The sequence below is a fragment of the Niveispirillum fermenti genome (genome assembly GCF_048066175.1).
In the GTDB taxonomy this organism is placed as follows: domain Bacteria; phylum Pseudomonadota; class Alphaproteobacteria; order Azospirillales; family Azospirillaceae; genus Niveispirillum; species Niveispirillum fermenti.
In genome coordinates, this window is sequence record NZ_JBLTXA010000014.1 from 35,305 (window position 1) to 50,181 (window position 14,877).

Below are 14,877 nucleotides of genomic sequence, written 5' to 3' on the forward strand. Positions count from 1 at the left end.
GACGGGAATTGACCATGGTGAAGCCGGTTAAGCTGGCGGCGGCGACCGCCGCGACCCTTGCCCTGCTGGTGGGCGCGGCCCAGGCGGACGAGGGCATGTGGACCTTCGACAATGTGCCGGCGGCAGCCATCGGCAAGTCGACCGGCTTCACGCCGGACGCCCAGTGGTTGAAGAAGGCCCAGCTTTCCTATGTCCGCCTGGCCGGCGGCTGCTCGGGCAGCTTCGTTTCCGGCGAAGGGCTGGTGATGACCAACCACCATTGCATTTCCGATTGCATCGCCGAACTCTCGTCCGCCCAGAAGGACTATCAGGCCGACGGCTTCCTGGCCCGCAACCGGGCGGAGGAGAAGCAGTGCGCCGGGATCGAGATCAACCAACTGGTCGATATCACCGACGTCACGGGTAAGGTGGAAGCCGCGACCACCGGCAAGACGGGCCAGGATTTCGCCAATGCCCGCCGCACCGTTCTGGCCGATCTGGAAAAGGATTGCGCCGGCGGTGACGACAAGCTGCGCTGCGACGCCGTGACCCTCTACCAGGGGGGCCGCTACAGCCTTTACAAGTACAAGCGCTATCAGGATGTGCGCCTGGCCTTCGCGCCGGAAGCCGCCGCCGCCGCGTTCGGCGGCGATCCTGACAATTTCAACTTCCCGCGCTATTGCCTGGATATGTCGCTGTTGCGCGTCTACGAGGACGGCAAGCCCATCGCCAGCCCCAACCATTTCAAATGGTCCCGCGAAGGCAGCAAGGAGGGCGAGGCCAGTTTCGTCATCGGCAACCCCGGTTCCACCAGCCGCCTGCGCACCATCGCCGAGCTGGAATTCATCCGCGACAATGTCGCCCCGTCCTTCCTGTTCTGGGCGCAGGAGCGCCGTGGCCGCCTGATCGAGTTTGGGCGCGAGAATGATGACCGCCGCCGCGAGGCGCTGGACGACCTTTCCGGCACTGAAAATGGCGTGAAGGTGTGGCGCGGCCGGCAGATTGCCCTGGCCGACAAGGATTTCTTCGGCGCCAAGGTCCGGGCGGAGCAGGAACTGCGCGCCAAGATCGCCGCCGATCCGAAGCTTGCCGCCGAAGTCGGTGATGCCTTCACACAGATCGAGCAGGCCCAGGCCCGCTATGCCCAGCTTTACCCGCGTTTCATCATGCTGGAACGGTCCCGCGCCTTTGATAGCGAGCTGGCCGCCTTCGCCCGCCTGCTGTTGCGCGCCGGGGACGAGCGGGGGCTGCCCAATCCCGAGCGCCTGCGCGAATATGGCGACAGTCGCCTGCCGGCCCTGAAGCAGCGCCTGTCCAACCCGGCCCCGGTGCATGCGGAGCTGGAAATCGCCCTGCTGTCCTTCTCGCTGACCAAGCTGCGCGAGCAGTTCAGTCCCGACGACCCCATCGTGAAGGCCGTGCTGGGCAAGCGTTCACCCGACCAGGTGGCCGAAGCCGCCGTGAAGGGCAGCAAGCTCGGCGACCCCGCCGAGCGCCTGCGGCTGTTCGAGGGCGGCAAGGCGGCCATCGACGCTTCCGACGACCCCATGATCGCGCTGATGAAGCTGGTGGACCAGGCCGCCCGGCAGGCCCGCAAGTCGGTGGAGGAGGAGGTCGACGCCGTGGTGGAGCAGGCACAGGCCCGCATTGCGAAGGCGCGCTTCGCCCTTTACGGCGACAGCATCTATCCCGACGCCACCTTCTCGCTGCGCCTGTCCTACGGCAAGATGCAGGGCTGGACGGAGCCGGACGGCCAGGAGGTGGCACCCTATACCACCATCGCCGGGCTTTATGAGCGCGACACGGGTGCCGCCCCCTTCGCCATTCCGCCGAGCTGGGAGGCCGCCCGCGGCAAGGTACAGATGAGCACGCCCTATAACGCGGTGTCGACCAACGACATCATCGGCGGCAATTCCGGGTCCGCCGCCATCAACGCCAAGGGCGAGGTGATCGGCCTGATCTTCGACGGCAATATTCACAGCCTGTCGGGTGACTACGGCTATGATCCGCGCCGCAACCGGTCCGTGATGGTCGATGTGCGCGGCATGGCCGAGGCACTGCGCACGGTCTATGACGCCAGGCACCTGACCCGCGAGCTGGGCGTGCAATAAGCCCCCAGCGGCCCCGCCGCCGACACCGGACCATGACCTGATATCAAGCCGCCGGGTGACCCCCGGCGGCTTTTTCCGTTGGGCCGGCGGGATTGCGCCTTCCTTATTTATGAAATTTGATTTATTAAATATGACATCGCTGTCTGCATTGGCTTCAATCCCATGCGGACCCGCAAAACGGCGCCCGAAGTCGCCGATAAGGGAAGGAAAAGTCCATGAAGAAGGCAGTTGGGGTCCGCGCCCTTCGGGCATCGCTTATGACAGCGCTGGCAATTGCAATGTCCGCTCCGCTGGCGCTCGGCCAGGCCCATCAGGGGCTGGGGGGAGCGGGCGGGCTGGGACCCGGCGGGTTCGGCCCCTATGATGTTGAATTCCCGGCCGGCGGCGACGGGCTGGCCAAGCCGGTGCGTGACGATCGTGCGCCGGCCCCGGCACCCGTGGCGGCCGGCACCCCCTTCACCCTCTATGGCTGGGTACAGGCGGACGAGGTGGGACGCGGCCGGTCGCTGCTGGGCGGCTTCGCCACCGCCGACGGCACCGCCCCGGCCTATTTCCTGATGCTGGAGAATGGTCGCCCGGCCCTGCTGGCCGGCGACAGGGTGATCAGCGGCGGAAGGGCCCTGTCCCCCGGCCAGTGGGTCTTCCTGGCCGCCAGCTTTGACGGCACGCGCGCCCGCCTGCATGTCGACGGGCGGGAGGTGGGGTCGGGCGCGGCCGCAACACCGGACGCGCTGGCGCAATTCATGCTGGCGCCGCGCCGCAGCCTGACGGCCGCCTTCGTCGCAGGCGATGCCGTGCCGTTCGCGGGGCGGCTGGCCGGCTTTTCCGCCGTGCCGCGTGCCCTGGCACCGGCGGACCTGCGGGCGTTTGCCGATATCCGGCCCGTCCGCGACCTGACCAATTTCGAAAGCGGCGCACCGACCTGGCCCGTACAGGTACGGCAGATGTACGGGCAGATCGCTCCGCAGGACCCCTGGACGCGGCCCAGGTCCCGGACCCCCTTCTCCGCCCCCGTCGCCAAGCCGCTGGTCGCAACACCGGCACTGGCGCCGAAAGCCCCCGGCGAATGGGTACTGGGCGCCTGGAAGCTGGTGGAAGCACCGAAGATCACGGCCCATGGTGCGGCCGTGTCGCAACCGGGCTTCGATGCGGCATCCTGGCATGCGGCAACGGTGCCCGGCACCGTCCTGACGACGCTGGTGGATCGCGGCGTCTATCCCGATCCCGATTACGGCCTGAACAATCTGGCCATCCCGGAAAGCCTGAACAAGCAGGATTACTGGTATCGCACGGAATTTACGGTCCCGTCCGACCAGGCCGGAAAGCACCTGCAACTGTCGCTGAACGGCGTGAATTACCAGGCGGAGGTCTGGCTGAACGGCCACCGTCTGGGCGAGATGAAGGGTGCCTTCATCCGCGGCCGATTCGACGTGACGGGTCTGGCCCGGCCAGGCCAGCCCAACGCGCTGGCCATCCGCATCAGCCCCCCGCCCCATCCCGGCCTGCCGCATGAGGAAAGCCTGACATCCGGCGTGGGGGAGAATGGCGGCATGATGGCGCTGGACGGCCCGACCTTCGTCGCCGCGGAAGGCTGGGACTGGATACCGTCGGTGCGCGACCGCAACACAGGTCTGTGGCGCGACGTCACGCTGACCGCCACGGGCGACCTGCGCCTGGGGGACACCAGGATCGTCACCGCCCTGCCCCGCCCCGATAATTCGGTGGCGGATATCAGCGTCACCGTGCCGGTGGAAAACCTGACGGACCGGACGGTGAGCGCCAGCATCACGGCCAGTTTCAACGGCATCACCGTGACGAAGCAGGCCGCCATCGCGCCGGGTGGCGGCACGATCGCCCTGACGCCTGCGGAGTTTCCCCAACTCGCCATCCGCAACCCGGCGCTCTGGTGGCCCAACGGCTATGGCGAGCCGGCACTGCACCGGATGCAGGTGGCCGTGACGGCGGATGGCCGGCCGTCCGACAGAAGGGAAATCCGCTTCGGCATCCGGCAGGTGACCTATGAATTGTCGCTGATGGACAAGCAGGGACGGCTGCGCCGGGTGGAAGTGGACCTGACGGAAGCCAAGGCGCGCGGGGAGCGCATCATCGATGTGGCCCACGAGGCACTGCGCCGTGTGCCGGACGGCTGGGCCGCCTCCCTTTATCCGGGCGCGGAGAATTCCCCCGCCGTGACCCCGGCGGACGCGGCGGAACTGTCACCACACATGGTGATCAAGGTGAACGGCGTGCGCATCGCGGCCCGGGGCGGCAACTGGGGCATGGATGACTGGCGCAAGCGCGTGGAGAAGGACCGGCTGGAACCCTATTTCCGCCTGCACCGCGACGCACATGTCAACATCATCCGCAACTGGGTGGGCCAGAATACGCAGGAGGAGTTCTTTGAACTGGCCGACGAATACGGCCTGATGGTGATGAACGATTTCTGGGCCAGCACGCAGGACTATCAGCTTGAGCCGCAGGATGTTCCCCTGTTCATGGCCAACGCCGCCGACACGGTGAAACGCTATCGCAACCATCCGTCCATCGTGCTGTGGTTCGGCCGGAACGAGGGGGTGCCCCAGCCCATCCTGAACGAGGCGCTGGCCGACATGATCTTCGATCTGGACGGCACGCGGCATTTCACGGGTTCGTCCAACCGCGTCAACCTGGCCGGCAGCGGCCCCTATAATTACCGCGAGCCCGACAGCTATTTCACCGAGCATGCGCGGGGCTTCTCCGTGGAACTGGGCCTGCCCTCCTTCCCCACACTGGAGGCGTTCAAGGCCGCCGTGCCGGAAAGCGAGCATTGGCCCATTTCCGACACCTGGGCCTATCATGATTGGCATCAGGGCGGGAACGGCGACGTCGCCACCTTCATGCAGGCGCTGGCCACGAAATTCGGCCCCGCCACCAGCCTGGAGGATTTCGAGCGCAAGGCGCAGATGCTGAATTACGAAGGCTACCGCGCCATCTTCGAAGGCTTCAATGCGGGGCTGTGGACACGGCATTCCGGCCGCATGCTCTGGATGACGCAGCCGGCCCGGCCCAGCACCATGTGGCAGATCCTGAGCCACGACTATGACACGCACGGCGCCTTCTACGGCTTCAAGAAGGCATCGGAGCCCGTGCATGCACAGTTGGACCTGCCGGACCATCGCATCACGCTGGTCAACAACACGCAAGTCCCCCGCACGGGCCTGACCCTGGAAACCCGTGTCCAGCCCGTGGGGGCCACCGCCTGGCCCGTGCGCAGCACCGAAGGCATCGACATTCCGGCCGGCGGCGTGGTGCATCCGTTCACGCTGGACCTGGGGGAAGGGTTGGCCCGTGACAGACTGCTTCTGGTCGCGCTGGAACTGAAGGACGGGGCCGGCACCGTGCTGTCGCGCAACGATTACTGGGTCGCCGCCGACGCCCCGGCCCACCAGCGGCTGAACGAATTGCCGCCCATGGCCGTCAGCCTTTCGGCCCAGGGCCGGGTGGACGGCAAGGGTGAAGTGGTGCTGGACGTGACCCTGTCGAACCCCGGCGGCAGCCCGGCCCTGATGGCGAAGCTGACGCCGCGAAAGGCGGATGGCAGCCGCATCCTGCCCGTCTATGTCAGCGACAATTACCTGACCCTGCTGCCGGGCGAGACGCGGCAGGTCCAGGTGACCTATCCGGCCGCGGCCGGCGGGACGGGGGCACCATCACTGGGCCTGCGCGGCTGGAACATCCAGCCCACCAGCGTCACGGTCACCATTCAGCCCTGACGGAAGCGCCAGCCCTGACGGGAACGGCGGTCGAAGGGTGTTCCCCACGACCGCCGTTCCCAGCCTATTCCCTGGTCCGTTCCACCGGGCTGAAACCCACGGGGCTTTCCGCCGCCAGCCAGGCGAAGCTGGCGAAGGCCGCGACGGACTGGTCCAGCTTGCGCGGGTCAACCTTGTCCAGCGTGTCATCGGCCGTGTGGTGATAATCGAAATAGTCAGTGCCATCCAGGCCCAGACCGGCGGTGGCCATGCCGAAGGCCGTGGCCAGCGGTCCGATATCGGGGCCCCCGCTGCTGGGGCCACGTCCCGGCACGATGCCCAGCGGGGACAGGGCCCGGCCGATGGCATCGATGACAGGCCTGGCTTCCGGCCGCACATCGGCGTTGAAGGTGATCACGGGACCGGCACCGAAATCCGCCTCCGTCCCGATCTGGTGCCGCTCCTTGCTGCCCGAAGGGCCGCCCGCACGGGCCGCGGCATAGGCACGGGCGCCGACCAGTCCCAGTTCCTCCGCCCCGAACAGGATGAAGCGGATGGTGCGGCGCGGGGGCTGCGGCAGGGATTTCAGGATGCGGGCCGCCGCCAGGACGATGCCCACACCCGCCCCGTCATCCAGCGCGCCTGTCCCCAGGTCCCAACTGTCCAGATGCGCGGCGATGACGACGATCTCCTCCGGCAGTTCACGACCCCTGATCTCACCCATGACATTGGCATCCGACAGCGGACCCATGGCCTGGCTGGCCAGCGTCAGCCGCACCGTCACCGGCCCGCCCAGCGCCAGCAGCCGGTTCAACTGGTCGGCATCCGGGTTGGACAGGGCGGCGGCCGGAATGGCCGCGACATCGGGAGAATAGCGGGTGGTACCGGTGTGCGGGAACCGGTGGCTGTCCGTGCCGATCGAACGGATCAGCAGCGCCAGCGCCCCCTTGCGCGCCGCCTCCGACGGACCGCGGCCGCGGGCAACGACCGCCTGCCCATAGCCGCCGCCATCCTGCAAGCGCGCCATCTTCTTGTCCACGAATGCGATCTTGCCTTCCAGGCTACCATCGGGCGCCGACAGCAGATCGTCCAGCGTGTCGAACCGTGCGATGGCGCCGGTCACCCCGTCCGCCGGCGTCGCAACGCTGTAGCCCAGCGCCGTGACATGCAGGTGCTGTGGCGCCGGTGACAGGATGGCAGCCGATTCCAGGCCCCGCTCCCAGCCTTCCACCGTGAAGGGCTCAACCCTGACATTGGCAAGGCCCAGTTCCTTGAACCGCGCCATGGCCCAGTCATGGCCGGCCCTTGCCGCCGGAGTTCCGGCCATGCGGGGGCCGACACGCACGGTCAGCGATTCCACGAAATCGAAGGCGCCCGACCCGGCCAGGGCCCTTTCCTGTATCTCACGCGCCACCGCCAGCGTCGCCGGGGCATAGGGACCGGCATCGGCGGCCCGCACCACCGGGGTCCAGGCCAGCATCAGGCCGGCGAGCATCAGGGAACCGAAACGTTTCAACGCACTGCTCCTCCTAAAAGGACGGCCGGGATGCGCCCGGCACCCCGATTTGGAAGCAAGCCTACCCCATGCGGGGGAGGGGATCGAAATCTTTTGCGGGATTGCGCCCCTCCGGCCTCGCCACCATTGATGGCGGGAGCCATGTGGTAACACCCCGCGTCATGCTCTGGCCTTTGGGATAGGGCGTCAAAACCCCTCACAAAAACGCTTGACGCCCATACCGAAAGCGCGCACCATCAAATCGTAACAAAGACATGGAGGGTTGTTTTGAAGATATCGACGCCCCCGACGCAGTGGGCGGCCCAATCCTGAAAGGGTGATCGACTGCGTTCCGTAACCTGGGAGGGTGTGTAAAAGCATGACCCCACCGCAGCAAGACTTTGCGATTACTTGAATTATCGCAGCAACCATCCTGGAACCGCGATTTGACATAGGTCCTGTGGTTCCGGTTTGAAGGATACCCCCGTAGGCGCATCCAGCTACGGGGGTTTTCTTTTGCGCAAAAGAAAATTCTGCCTGCGCCGGTCCCGCTGGCCTCAAGACATCGGGTGAAAGGTGTCGACCTCAAGACGTCGAGGCAAAGCCGTCGGGTGACGGGCGGGCCCGCTCCTGTTCGGGCTTCGACTGTTCGGGCTTCGATCCGCCAGACATATCGTTTAGGCTGCCGCATCCGCCCCCCCCCCCCGGCCCCGATAATCCGACGCCCTGCCTTGAACTTCCTGCGCAAAATCCTGGCCCCAAAGGCTCCGGCCCGCGCCAAGCGCCGCCAGCCCGTCGTGACGCCGCCCCGCACCCTGGCGCTGGACACTGTGCCCGTGCCGGTGGAGGTGCGCGTGTCGGCCCGGTCCCGCCGGCTTTCGATGCGGGTGGACGTGGCGCGCAACATCGTGCGCGTGTCCACCCCGCCGCGCGTGCAGGATGCCGATATCCGGCTGTTCGTGGAACGGCACATGGATTGGCTGCACCAGCGCCTGTCTGCCGTGCCGGACAGGATGCCGTTCCTGCCTGATGCTACCATACCCATCCTGGGCGTGGACCATGTCATCCGCCATGTGCCGGGCGGGCGGCGCACACCGCGACGGGTGGCCCTGGCCGATGGCGGGCATGAGCTGCAGGTGGGGGGAGAGGCCGACTTTGTGCCCCGGCGGGTGGCCGATTACCTGAAGGCGGAGGCCCGGAAGCTGGCCGCGGCCCGGTCGCAGGAAAAGGCAGAACGTCTGGGCGCCCGCGTGGCGGCGGTCAGCGTGCGCGATACGCGCTCGCGCTGGGGGAGCTGTTCACCCGGTGGCCGGCTTTCCTTCTGCTGGCGGCTGATCCTGGCCCCGGAGCCTGTATTTGACTATGTCGTCGCACATGAAGTGGCGCATTTGCAGGAAATGAACCATTCCGCACGCTTCTGGGCCGTCTGTGCCAGCCTGACGAATGGCGATGTCACCGATCACCGAGACTGGCTGCGCACCAACGGCGCCCGGCTGCACCGCTATGGCGGATAGGGTCCGGTACTGGCCGGCGGCACTGGCCGCCCTGGCGGCATTATCGCTACTGACCGGCCTGCCCGCCGTGCCGGGGCATGTATTGGCTGCGGCCCATCGCGGGCTGGTGCTGGAACTGCCCCTGCTGCTGGCTTTACTGGCGCTGCTGCACGTGCGGCCGGGGCCGCGGATCGTCTGGGCCGTAGCCCTGGGCTGCTGGCTGGTCCTGCTGCTGCGGCTGGCCGACATGGCGGCCCTGATGACAGCAGGCCGACGGTTCGAACCCGCGTTCGACCCGGCCCTGATCCCCGCCCTTTGGGAGGTCGCGGCGACGGGACCGGGCACGGTCATGCTGGGGCTGGGGCTGCTGGCGGGCACGGGGGGCCTGCTGCTTCTGTGCCGCTGGCTTTCCGGGCTGCTGCTGCGGCCCTTGCAGGAGAACCGCGGGCGGGCCGGCACCCTGGTGCTGGGCATCGCCTGCCTGCTGGCTGCAATGGCGGGCCCGGGCTGGCTTTTGCAGCCACCCGATCGCGGCCCGGCCGGCGCCATCATCGAACAGGCGGACCGCTGGCGGGAAGCGGCGCGAATGCAGGCACGCATGGCCGCCGATCTGGCGCAGGACCCGTCATCCGGCATTGCGGATGCGGACCTGTTCGCCCTTCTGCGGGGCCGGCCCGTTATCCTGGCCTGGGTGGAGTCCTACGGTCTTTCGGCCCTGACCGACCCACGCCAGGCCGATATCGTGGGTGCCCGGCTGGCGGCGCTGGATGGCATGCTGACCGATGCCGGCTTCCATCGCCGGTCGGGGCTGGTGGACAGCCCCGTCATCGGCGGGCGGAGCTGGCTGGCCCATGGCACGTTGCGCGCCGGCATCCGGCAGGACCAGCCCCTGGCCCAGCGGCTGGTCCTGGATGCGGGGCGCTGCGGCCTGAGCTGCGCCCTGAACCGCGCCGGATGGCGCACCCTGGCCGCCATGCCGGGCCTGTCCATGCCCTGGCTGGAAGGGCCGGCATGGGGCTTCGAGCAGGTCATGGACAGGGCGGCCTTCCCTTATGCCGGGCCTGCCTTCGGCTGGTCACCCCTGCCCGATCAGGCGCTTCTGGCCACGCTGACGCCGGAACGGCTGTTACCGGCCGCGGGGCCCGCAGCAGGGCCGGCCGCAGAGGATGAACGCCCGCTCTATCTTGAAATCGTGCTGACCAGCAGCCACGCACCCTGGACACCGCTGCCGCCCTGGCTGGACGGCAGCGACGGCGCGGCGGATGGCACCGCGTTCTCGCACGCCGACCTGCGCCCGGACTATACGGACATGGCGGGCGGCTATGCCCGCTCGCTGGATTACAGCCTGCGCGCCCTGGGGGACTGGCTGGTCGGACAGGCGCCGCCCGGCGCACTGATCCTCATCCTGGGCGATCATCCGGCACTGGACTGGATTTCAGCCGGCCAGGGACATCGCGTGCCCCTGCACATCCTGTCACGCGACGCCGATCTCTTGCGCCGGCTGGACGGGCTGGACCTGGCGGACGGCATGGTCCCATCCCCCACCGCCGCGGCACTGCCCATGTGGGACATATACCCCCAATTGCTGTCACGCTTCAGCACACAACCCTTGCAACGACGGACGATCCATGCCGACATGCGGGGGCAACCGGGAAGGGGCATGCCATGATCGACAAGCTGGAACTGTTCCTGGCCCTGGCCCGCGCCCGCCATTTCGGCCGCGCGGCGGAAGAAATCGGCGTGTCCCAGCCCACCTTGTCGGCCGGTGTGAAGCATCTGGAGGATATGCTGGGCGTGCCGCTGGTGGTGCGCGGGTCGCGGTTCCAGGGCTTCACGGCAGAGGGGGAACGGCTGCTGGAATGGTCGCGCCGGCTGGTCGGGGACTGGCGGTCCATGCGGCAGGATATCGAGGCGCTGCGCAAGACCGTCTGCGGCCATTTCCGGCTGGCCGCCGTGCCAACCGCGCTCGCCATGGTGCCGAAACTGACCACCGCCGTGATCGACAAGCATCCCGGTGTGGATTTCCTGATCCTGGCATCGAATTCCCAGAAGATCATCGAACAGGTGGAGAATCTGGCCATCGATGCCGGCCTGACCTATCTGGACAATGAACCGGTCGGCAATTTCGTCAAGATACCGCTCTACCGGGAGCGGTATCACCTGATCACCGGTCCGGACAGCCAGTTCTCCGGCCGGACGGAGGTGCGCTGGGCCGAATTGCAGGGCATCCCGCTTTGCCTGCTGTCGCCCGACATGCAGAACCGCCGCATCATCGACCGCGCATTGCACCGTGTGGGCGTGAAGGCGGAGGTGGCGGTGGAAAGCAATTCCATGACGGCGCTGGCCGCGCATGTACGCACGGGCCGGTGGATATCCATCATGCCCACGGTCCTGATGGAGGCCCTGGGCCTGCCCGTGGAACTGGCCGCCATCCCGCTGATCGATCCCGTGATCGAACACACGATCGGCTTGGTGATGATGGACCGGGAGCCCCATTCACCCATGGCCGCTGCCATGATCACGGCGGCCAAGCGTCTGGCGCAGACGCAGGGACACTGAACCGGCCGCCCCATCGACGAACGGCGGATCAGCCCAGGATGCCGTCAAGTGCCGCCAGCAGCTGGTCGCATTCGGCGTCCGTCCCGATACTGATGCGCAGGAAGTCGCCGATGCGGTCCTTGGCGAAATGCCGGACCAGGATGGCCCTGGCCCGCAAGGCGGCAGCCAGATCGGGGCCCGAACGACCCGGATGACGCGCGAACACGAAATTAGCCGCCGACGGCAGGACCTCGAATCCCCGTTTCCGCAAAGCCACCGTCAGCCGTTCCCGGCTGGCCATGATCAGGGTGCGGTGATGATCGAACCATTCCCGATCCAGCCAGGCGGCCGTGGCCCCCGCCAGGGCCAGCCGGTCCAGCGGATAGGAATTGAAGCTGTCCTTCACCCGTTCCAGCGCGTCGATCAGCGGCCGCTGCCCCACGGCAAAGCCGACACGCAGGCCCGCCAGTCCCCGCGATTTGGAAAAAGTGTGGACAACCAGCAGGTTGGGGTATTTGCGCACCAGCGCAATGGCGCTTTCGGCGCCGAAATCCACATAGGCTTCGTCGATCACCACCACCTGGTCGGGATGCTCGTCCAGCAGTGCCTCGATCCAGGCCAGCGGGCGGGCGATGCCGGTGGGTGCGTTCGGATTGGGCAGGATGATGGCGCCACAGGGCTGGCGGTAATCCTCCAGCCGCACCTGGAACCCCTCGTCCAGCGGCACCAGCCTGGCGGTGATCCCGTAAAGCCGGCAATAGGTCGGATAGAAGCTGTAGGTGATATCCGGGTAGAGCAACGGGCCGTCATGGTTCAACAGCCCCTGGAACACATGGGCCAGCACCTCGTCCGAACCATTGCCGACAAACACTTCCCCCACATCCAGCCCATAGGTGCCGGCGATCGCCTGACGCAACGGCAGGCTGGTGGGGTCGGGGTACAGCCGCAGCGCATCACCATTGGCCGCCGCAATGGCGGCGACGGCGCGGGGCGACGGGCCATAGGGGCTTTCGTTGGTGTTCAGCTTCACCAGCCCCGCGATCCGGGGCTGCTCCCCCGCCACATAGGGGCTGAGGGTATGAACGATGGGACTCCAGAAACGGCTCATTCCAGATACCAGCCTGTGGTGACGGGGAACACCGGTTCCCGACCGATGTTCAAAGCCGTGGCAGGATAGGCAGTCGTCACCGCCATTGCACGCGGCGGATTCCGTCCCCCGCCATGCCGCAATGACGCGGCCCCAGCAAGGGGACCGCCAGGACCGGCAATATTTCGACCTTTGCAGCAAAAACATGGTTAACGGCAGCGCCGCATGCATTTCCGATGCACCAACAACATGGGCGCAGATCAATCCACCAACCATAACAATAACCTGTCTGAAAGCCCGGCAAATCGATGCATACCGAGGTAACGATCAGGATGTGCAATCGCTCAACAAAACAATCCCATTGATCAAGGGGGCGTTTCGGAAAACCCTGCAAGGGTGATTGCCCGCTGGAGTTCCCAATGACCCCCCCATTGCCTTGGGACGAGCGCCACGCCGCCGATATCATTCATCGGCACCTGCATCTGGAGGGTCCCACCCTCCCGATCCTGCATGCGCTGCAGGAGGCGTTTGGCTGTGTACCCGATGAAGCCGTGCCCATGATCGCCGACGCGCTGAACCTGTCGCGTGCGGAAATCCATGGCGTGGTCACCTTCTACCATGATTTCCGGCACGAACCGGCGGGCCGCCATGTCATCAAGGTCTGCCGGGCCGAGGCGTGCCAGTCCCTGGGCGCGGAGAAGACGGCAACCGCGCTGCTGGAGCGCCTTGGCATCGGCTGGGGCGAAACGACGGCGGATGGCAATGTGACGGTGGAGGCGATTTATTGCCTGGGCCTTTGCGCCTGCGCCCCGGCCGCCCTGATCGACGGCGACCCGGTGGGCCGGCTGGACGGGGCCAGGCTGGCCGCCGCCGTGGAAGAGGTGCGCTGGTCATGACCCGGATTTTCATTCCCCAGGATGTGGCGGCCCTGGCCGTGGGCGCGGAAAAGGTGGCAAAGGCCATCGCGGCGCAGGCCGGCGACGGTATCACCATCGTGCGCACCGGATCGCGCGGTCTGTTCTGGCTGGAACCGCTGGTGGAGGTGGAAACCCCCGCCGGCCGCATCGCCTATGGCCCCGTGACACCCGCCGATGTGCCGGGCCTGTTTGCCGCCGGCTTCCTGACGGGTGCCACCCATCCGTTGTGCCTGGGACGGACGGAGGATATCCCCTGGCTGGCCCGGCAGAACCGCCTGACCTTCGCCCGTTGCGGCATCATCGATCCGCTGTCGGTGGAGGATTACCGGGCGCATGGCGGCTTCAAAGGCATTGCCCGCGCCCTGGAACTGGGGCCGTCCAACACGATCGAGGAGGTGGTGCGATCCGGGCTGCGCGGGCGCGGCGGGGCCGGTTTTCCCACGGGCGTGAAATGGCGCACCGTGGCAGCATCCCCCGCCGACCGCCGCTACATCGTCTGCAACGCCGATGAAGGTGACAGCGGCACCTTCGCCGACCGCATGATGCTGGAAGGCGACCCGCTGGCCCTGATCGAGGGTATGGTCATCGCCGGCTATGGCGTGGGCGCAAACAAGGGCTATGTCTATTCCCGGTCGGAATATCCGCATGCCAACCACATCTTCGCCCGTGCCCTTTATGTGGCCCGCAAGGCGGGGCTGCTGGGTCCGTCGGTTCTGGGCACGGATTTCGGCTTCGACATCGAACTGCGCGTCGGTGCCGGCGCCTATGTCTGCGGGGAGGAAACGGCCCTGCTGGAAAGCCTGGAGGGCAAGCGCGGCCTGGTGCGCGCCAAGCCGCCTTTGCCCGCCATCAAGGGCCTGTTCGGCCGGCCGACGGTGGTCAACAATCTTCTGTCGCTGGCCACTGTACCCACCATCCTGGCCAATGGAGCACAGGCTTACGCGGATTACGGCATGGGCCGGTCGCGCGGCACCATGCCCATCCAGATCGCCGGCAATGTGAAGTTCGGCGGCCTGTTCGAGGATGCGTTCGGCATCACGCTGGGCGAGATCGTGAACGAGGTCGGGGGCGGCACCCTCACGGGCCGGCCCGTGAAGGCGGTGCAATGCGGCGGCCCTCTGGGTGCCTATTTCCCGCCGTCGCTGTTCGATACCCAGTATGATTACGAGGCGTTCACGGCGCGCGGCGGCCTGATCGGCCATGGCGGGATCGTGGTGTTCGATGACAGCGTCGACCTTGCGTCGCAGGCGCGCTTCGCCATGGAATTCTGCGCCATCGAGAGTTGCGGCAAATGCACCCCCTGCCGCATCGGCTCAACGCGGGGGGCGGAGGTCATCGACCGTATCCGCGCCGGGATCGACGTGGAGGCGAATATCGCCCTGGTGGAGGATCTCTGCCAGACGATGAAATTCGGTTCGCTATGCGCATTGGGCGGCTTCACCCCCTATCCGGTCCTGAGCGCCCTTCACCATTTCCCCGAGGATTTCCGGCGCGGGCATCTGCCCGTGGCGGCGGAATAGGACGGG

General features: G+C 67.0%; 9 protein-coding genes. 7 read left to right on the top strand and 2 right to left on the bottom strand.

The features are described from left to right. The first annotated feature begins 14 nt into the window (after positions 1-14). Positions 15-2,090 carry a S46 family peptidase gene (locus ACM9LZ_RS15000; protein ID WP_416620299.1) on the top strand — a complete coding sequence of 692 codons (2,076 nt, stop codon included), beginning with the start codon at positions 15-17 and terminating at the stop codon, positions 2,088-2,090. A 278-nt stretch (positions 2,091-2,368) separates the two neighbouring features. Beyond that, the gene (locus tag ACM9LZ_RS15005) at positions 2,369-5,842 is read left to right on the top strand and encodes a glycosyl hydrolase 2 galactose-binding domain-containing protein (protein ID WP_416620300.1); all 3,474 of its coding nucleotides are present in this window, start codon (positions 2,369-2,371) and stop codon (positions 5,840-5,842) included. 64 nt (positions 5,843-5,906) lie between these two features. On the opposite strand, the gene ACM9LZ_RS15010 is transcribed toward ACM9LZ_RS15005, so the two are convergent. Next, positions 5,907-7,337, bottom strand: a complete 1,431-nt coding sequence (locus tag ACM9LZ_RS15010; RefSeq protein WP_416620301.1) for a M20/M25/M40 family metallo-hydrolase — start codon at positions 7,335-7,337, stop codon at positions 5,907-5,909. Positions 7,338-8,047: 710 nt separating this feature from the next. Here ACM9LZ_RS15010 and ACM9LZ_RS15015 point away from each other — a divergent pair. From ACM9LZ_RS15015 to ACM9LZ_RS15025, 3 genes are read left to right on the top strand one after another with little or no spacing between them, the layout of a single operon-like run. Beyond that, complete coding sequence (locus tag ACM9LZ_RS15015; RefSeq protein WP_416620302.1) at positions 8,048-8,830, top strand: M48 family metallopeptidase; 783 nt, start codon at positions 8,048-8,050, stop codon at positions 8,828-8,830. Continuing rightward, complete coding sequence (locus ACM9LZ_RS15020; RefSeq protein ID WP_416620303.1) at positions 8,820-10,478, top strand: alkaline phosphatase family protein; 1,659 nt, start codon at positions 8,820-8,822, stop codon at positions 10,476-10,478. Before ACM9LZ_RS15015 ends, ACM9LZ_RS15020 begins: the two co-directional genes overlap by 11 nt. Next, positions 10,475-11,368 (top strand): LysR family transcriptional regulator, encoded by an 894-nt coding sequence (locus tag ACM9LZ_RS15025; protein WP_416620304.1) that lies wholly within the window; start codon positions 10,475-10,477, stop codon positions 11,366-11,368. The genes ACM9LZ_RS15020 and ACM9LZ_RS15025 overlap by 4 nt, the downstream gene beginning before the upstream one ends. 28 nt (positions 11,369-11,396) lie before the next feature. On the opposite strand, the gene ACM9LZ_RS15030 is transcribed toward ACM9LZ_RS15025, so the two are convergent. Continuing rightward, on the bottom strand, positions 11,397-12,455 hold the full coding sequence (locus ACM9LZ_RS15030; protein ID WP_416620305.1) for a pyridoxal phosphate-dependent aminotransferase: 1,059 nt from the start codon (positions 12,453-12,455) through the stop codon (positions 11,397-11,399). Between the two features lie 398 nt (positions 12,456-12,853). Between ACM9LZ_RS15030 and ACM9LZ_RS15035 the strand changes: the two genes are divergently transcribed. Then, positions 12,854-13,330 carry a formate dehydrogenase subunit gamma gene (locus ACM9LZ_RS15035; RefSeq protein WP_416620306.1) on the top strand — a complete coding sequence of 159 codons (477 nt, stop codon included), beginning with the start codon at positions 12,854-12,856 and terminating at the stop codon, positions 13,328-13,330. Further along, entirely contained in the window at positions 13,327-14,871 is a 1,545-nt protein-coding gene (locus ACM9LZ_RS15040; RefSeq protein WP_416620307.1) for a formate dehydrogenase beta subunit, read from the top strand. Before ACM9LZ_RS15035 ends, ACM9LZ_RS15040 begins: the two co-directional genes overlap by 4 nt. The last annotated feature ends 6 nt before the right edge of the window (positions 14,872-14,877 follow it).

Bases quoted from the DNA above. Each gene is read 5' to 3' on its own strand.
- ACM9LZ_RS15000 (WP_416620299.1), top strand. From the start codon at position 15: ATGGTGAAGCCGGTTAAGCTGGCGGCGGCGACCGCCGCGACCCTTGCC.
- ACM9LZ_RS15005 (WP_416620300.1), top strand. From the start codon at position 2,369: ATGTCCGCTCCGCTGGCGCTCGGCCAGGCCCATCAGGGGCTGGGGGGA.
- ACM9LZ_RS15020 (WP_416620303.1), top strand. From the start codon at position 8,820: ATGGCGGATAGGGTCCGGTACTGGCCGGCGGCACTGGCCGCCCTGGCG.
- ACM9LZ_RS15025 (WP_416620304.1), top strand. From the start codon at position 10,475: ATGATCGACAAGCTGGAACTGTTCCTGGCCCTGGCCCGCGCCCGCCAT.
- ACM9LZ_RS15030 (WP_416620305.1), bottom strand. From the start codon at position 12,455: ATGAGCCGTTTCTGGAGTCCCATCGTTCATACCCTCAGCCCCTATGTG.
- ACM9LZ_RS15035 (WP_416620306.1), top strand. From the start codon at position 12,854: ATGACCCCCCCATTGCCTTGGGACGAGCGCCACGCCGCCGATATCATT.
- ACM9LZ_RS15040 (WP_416620307.1), top strand. From the start codon at position 13,327: ATGACCCGGATTTTCATTCCCCAGGATGTGGCGGCCCTGGCCGTGGGC.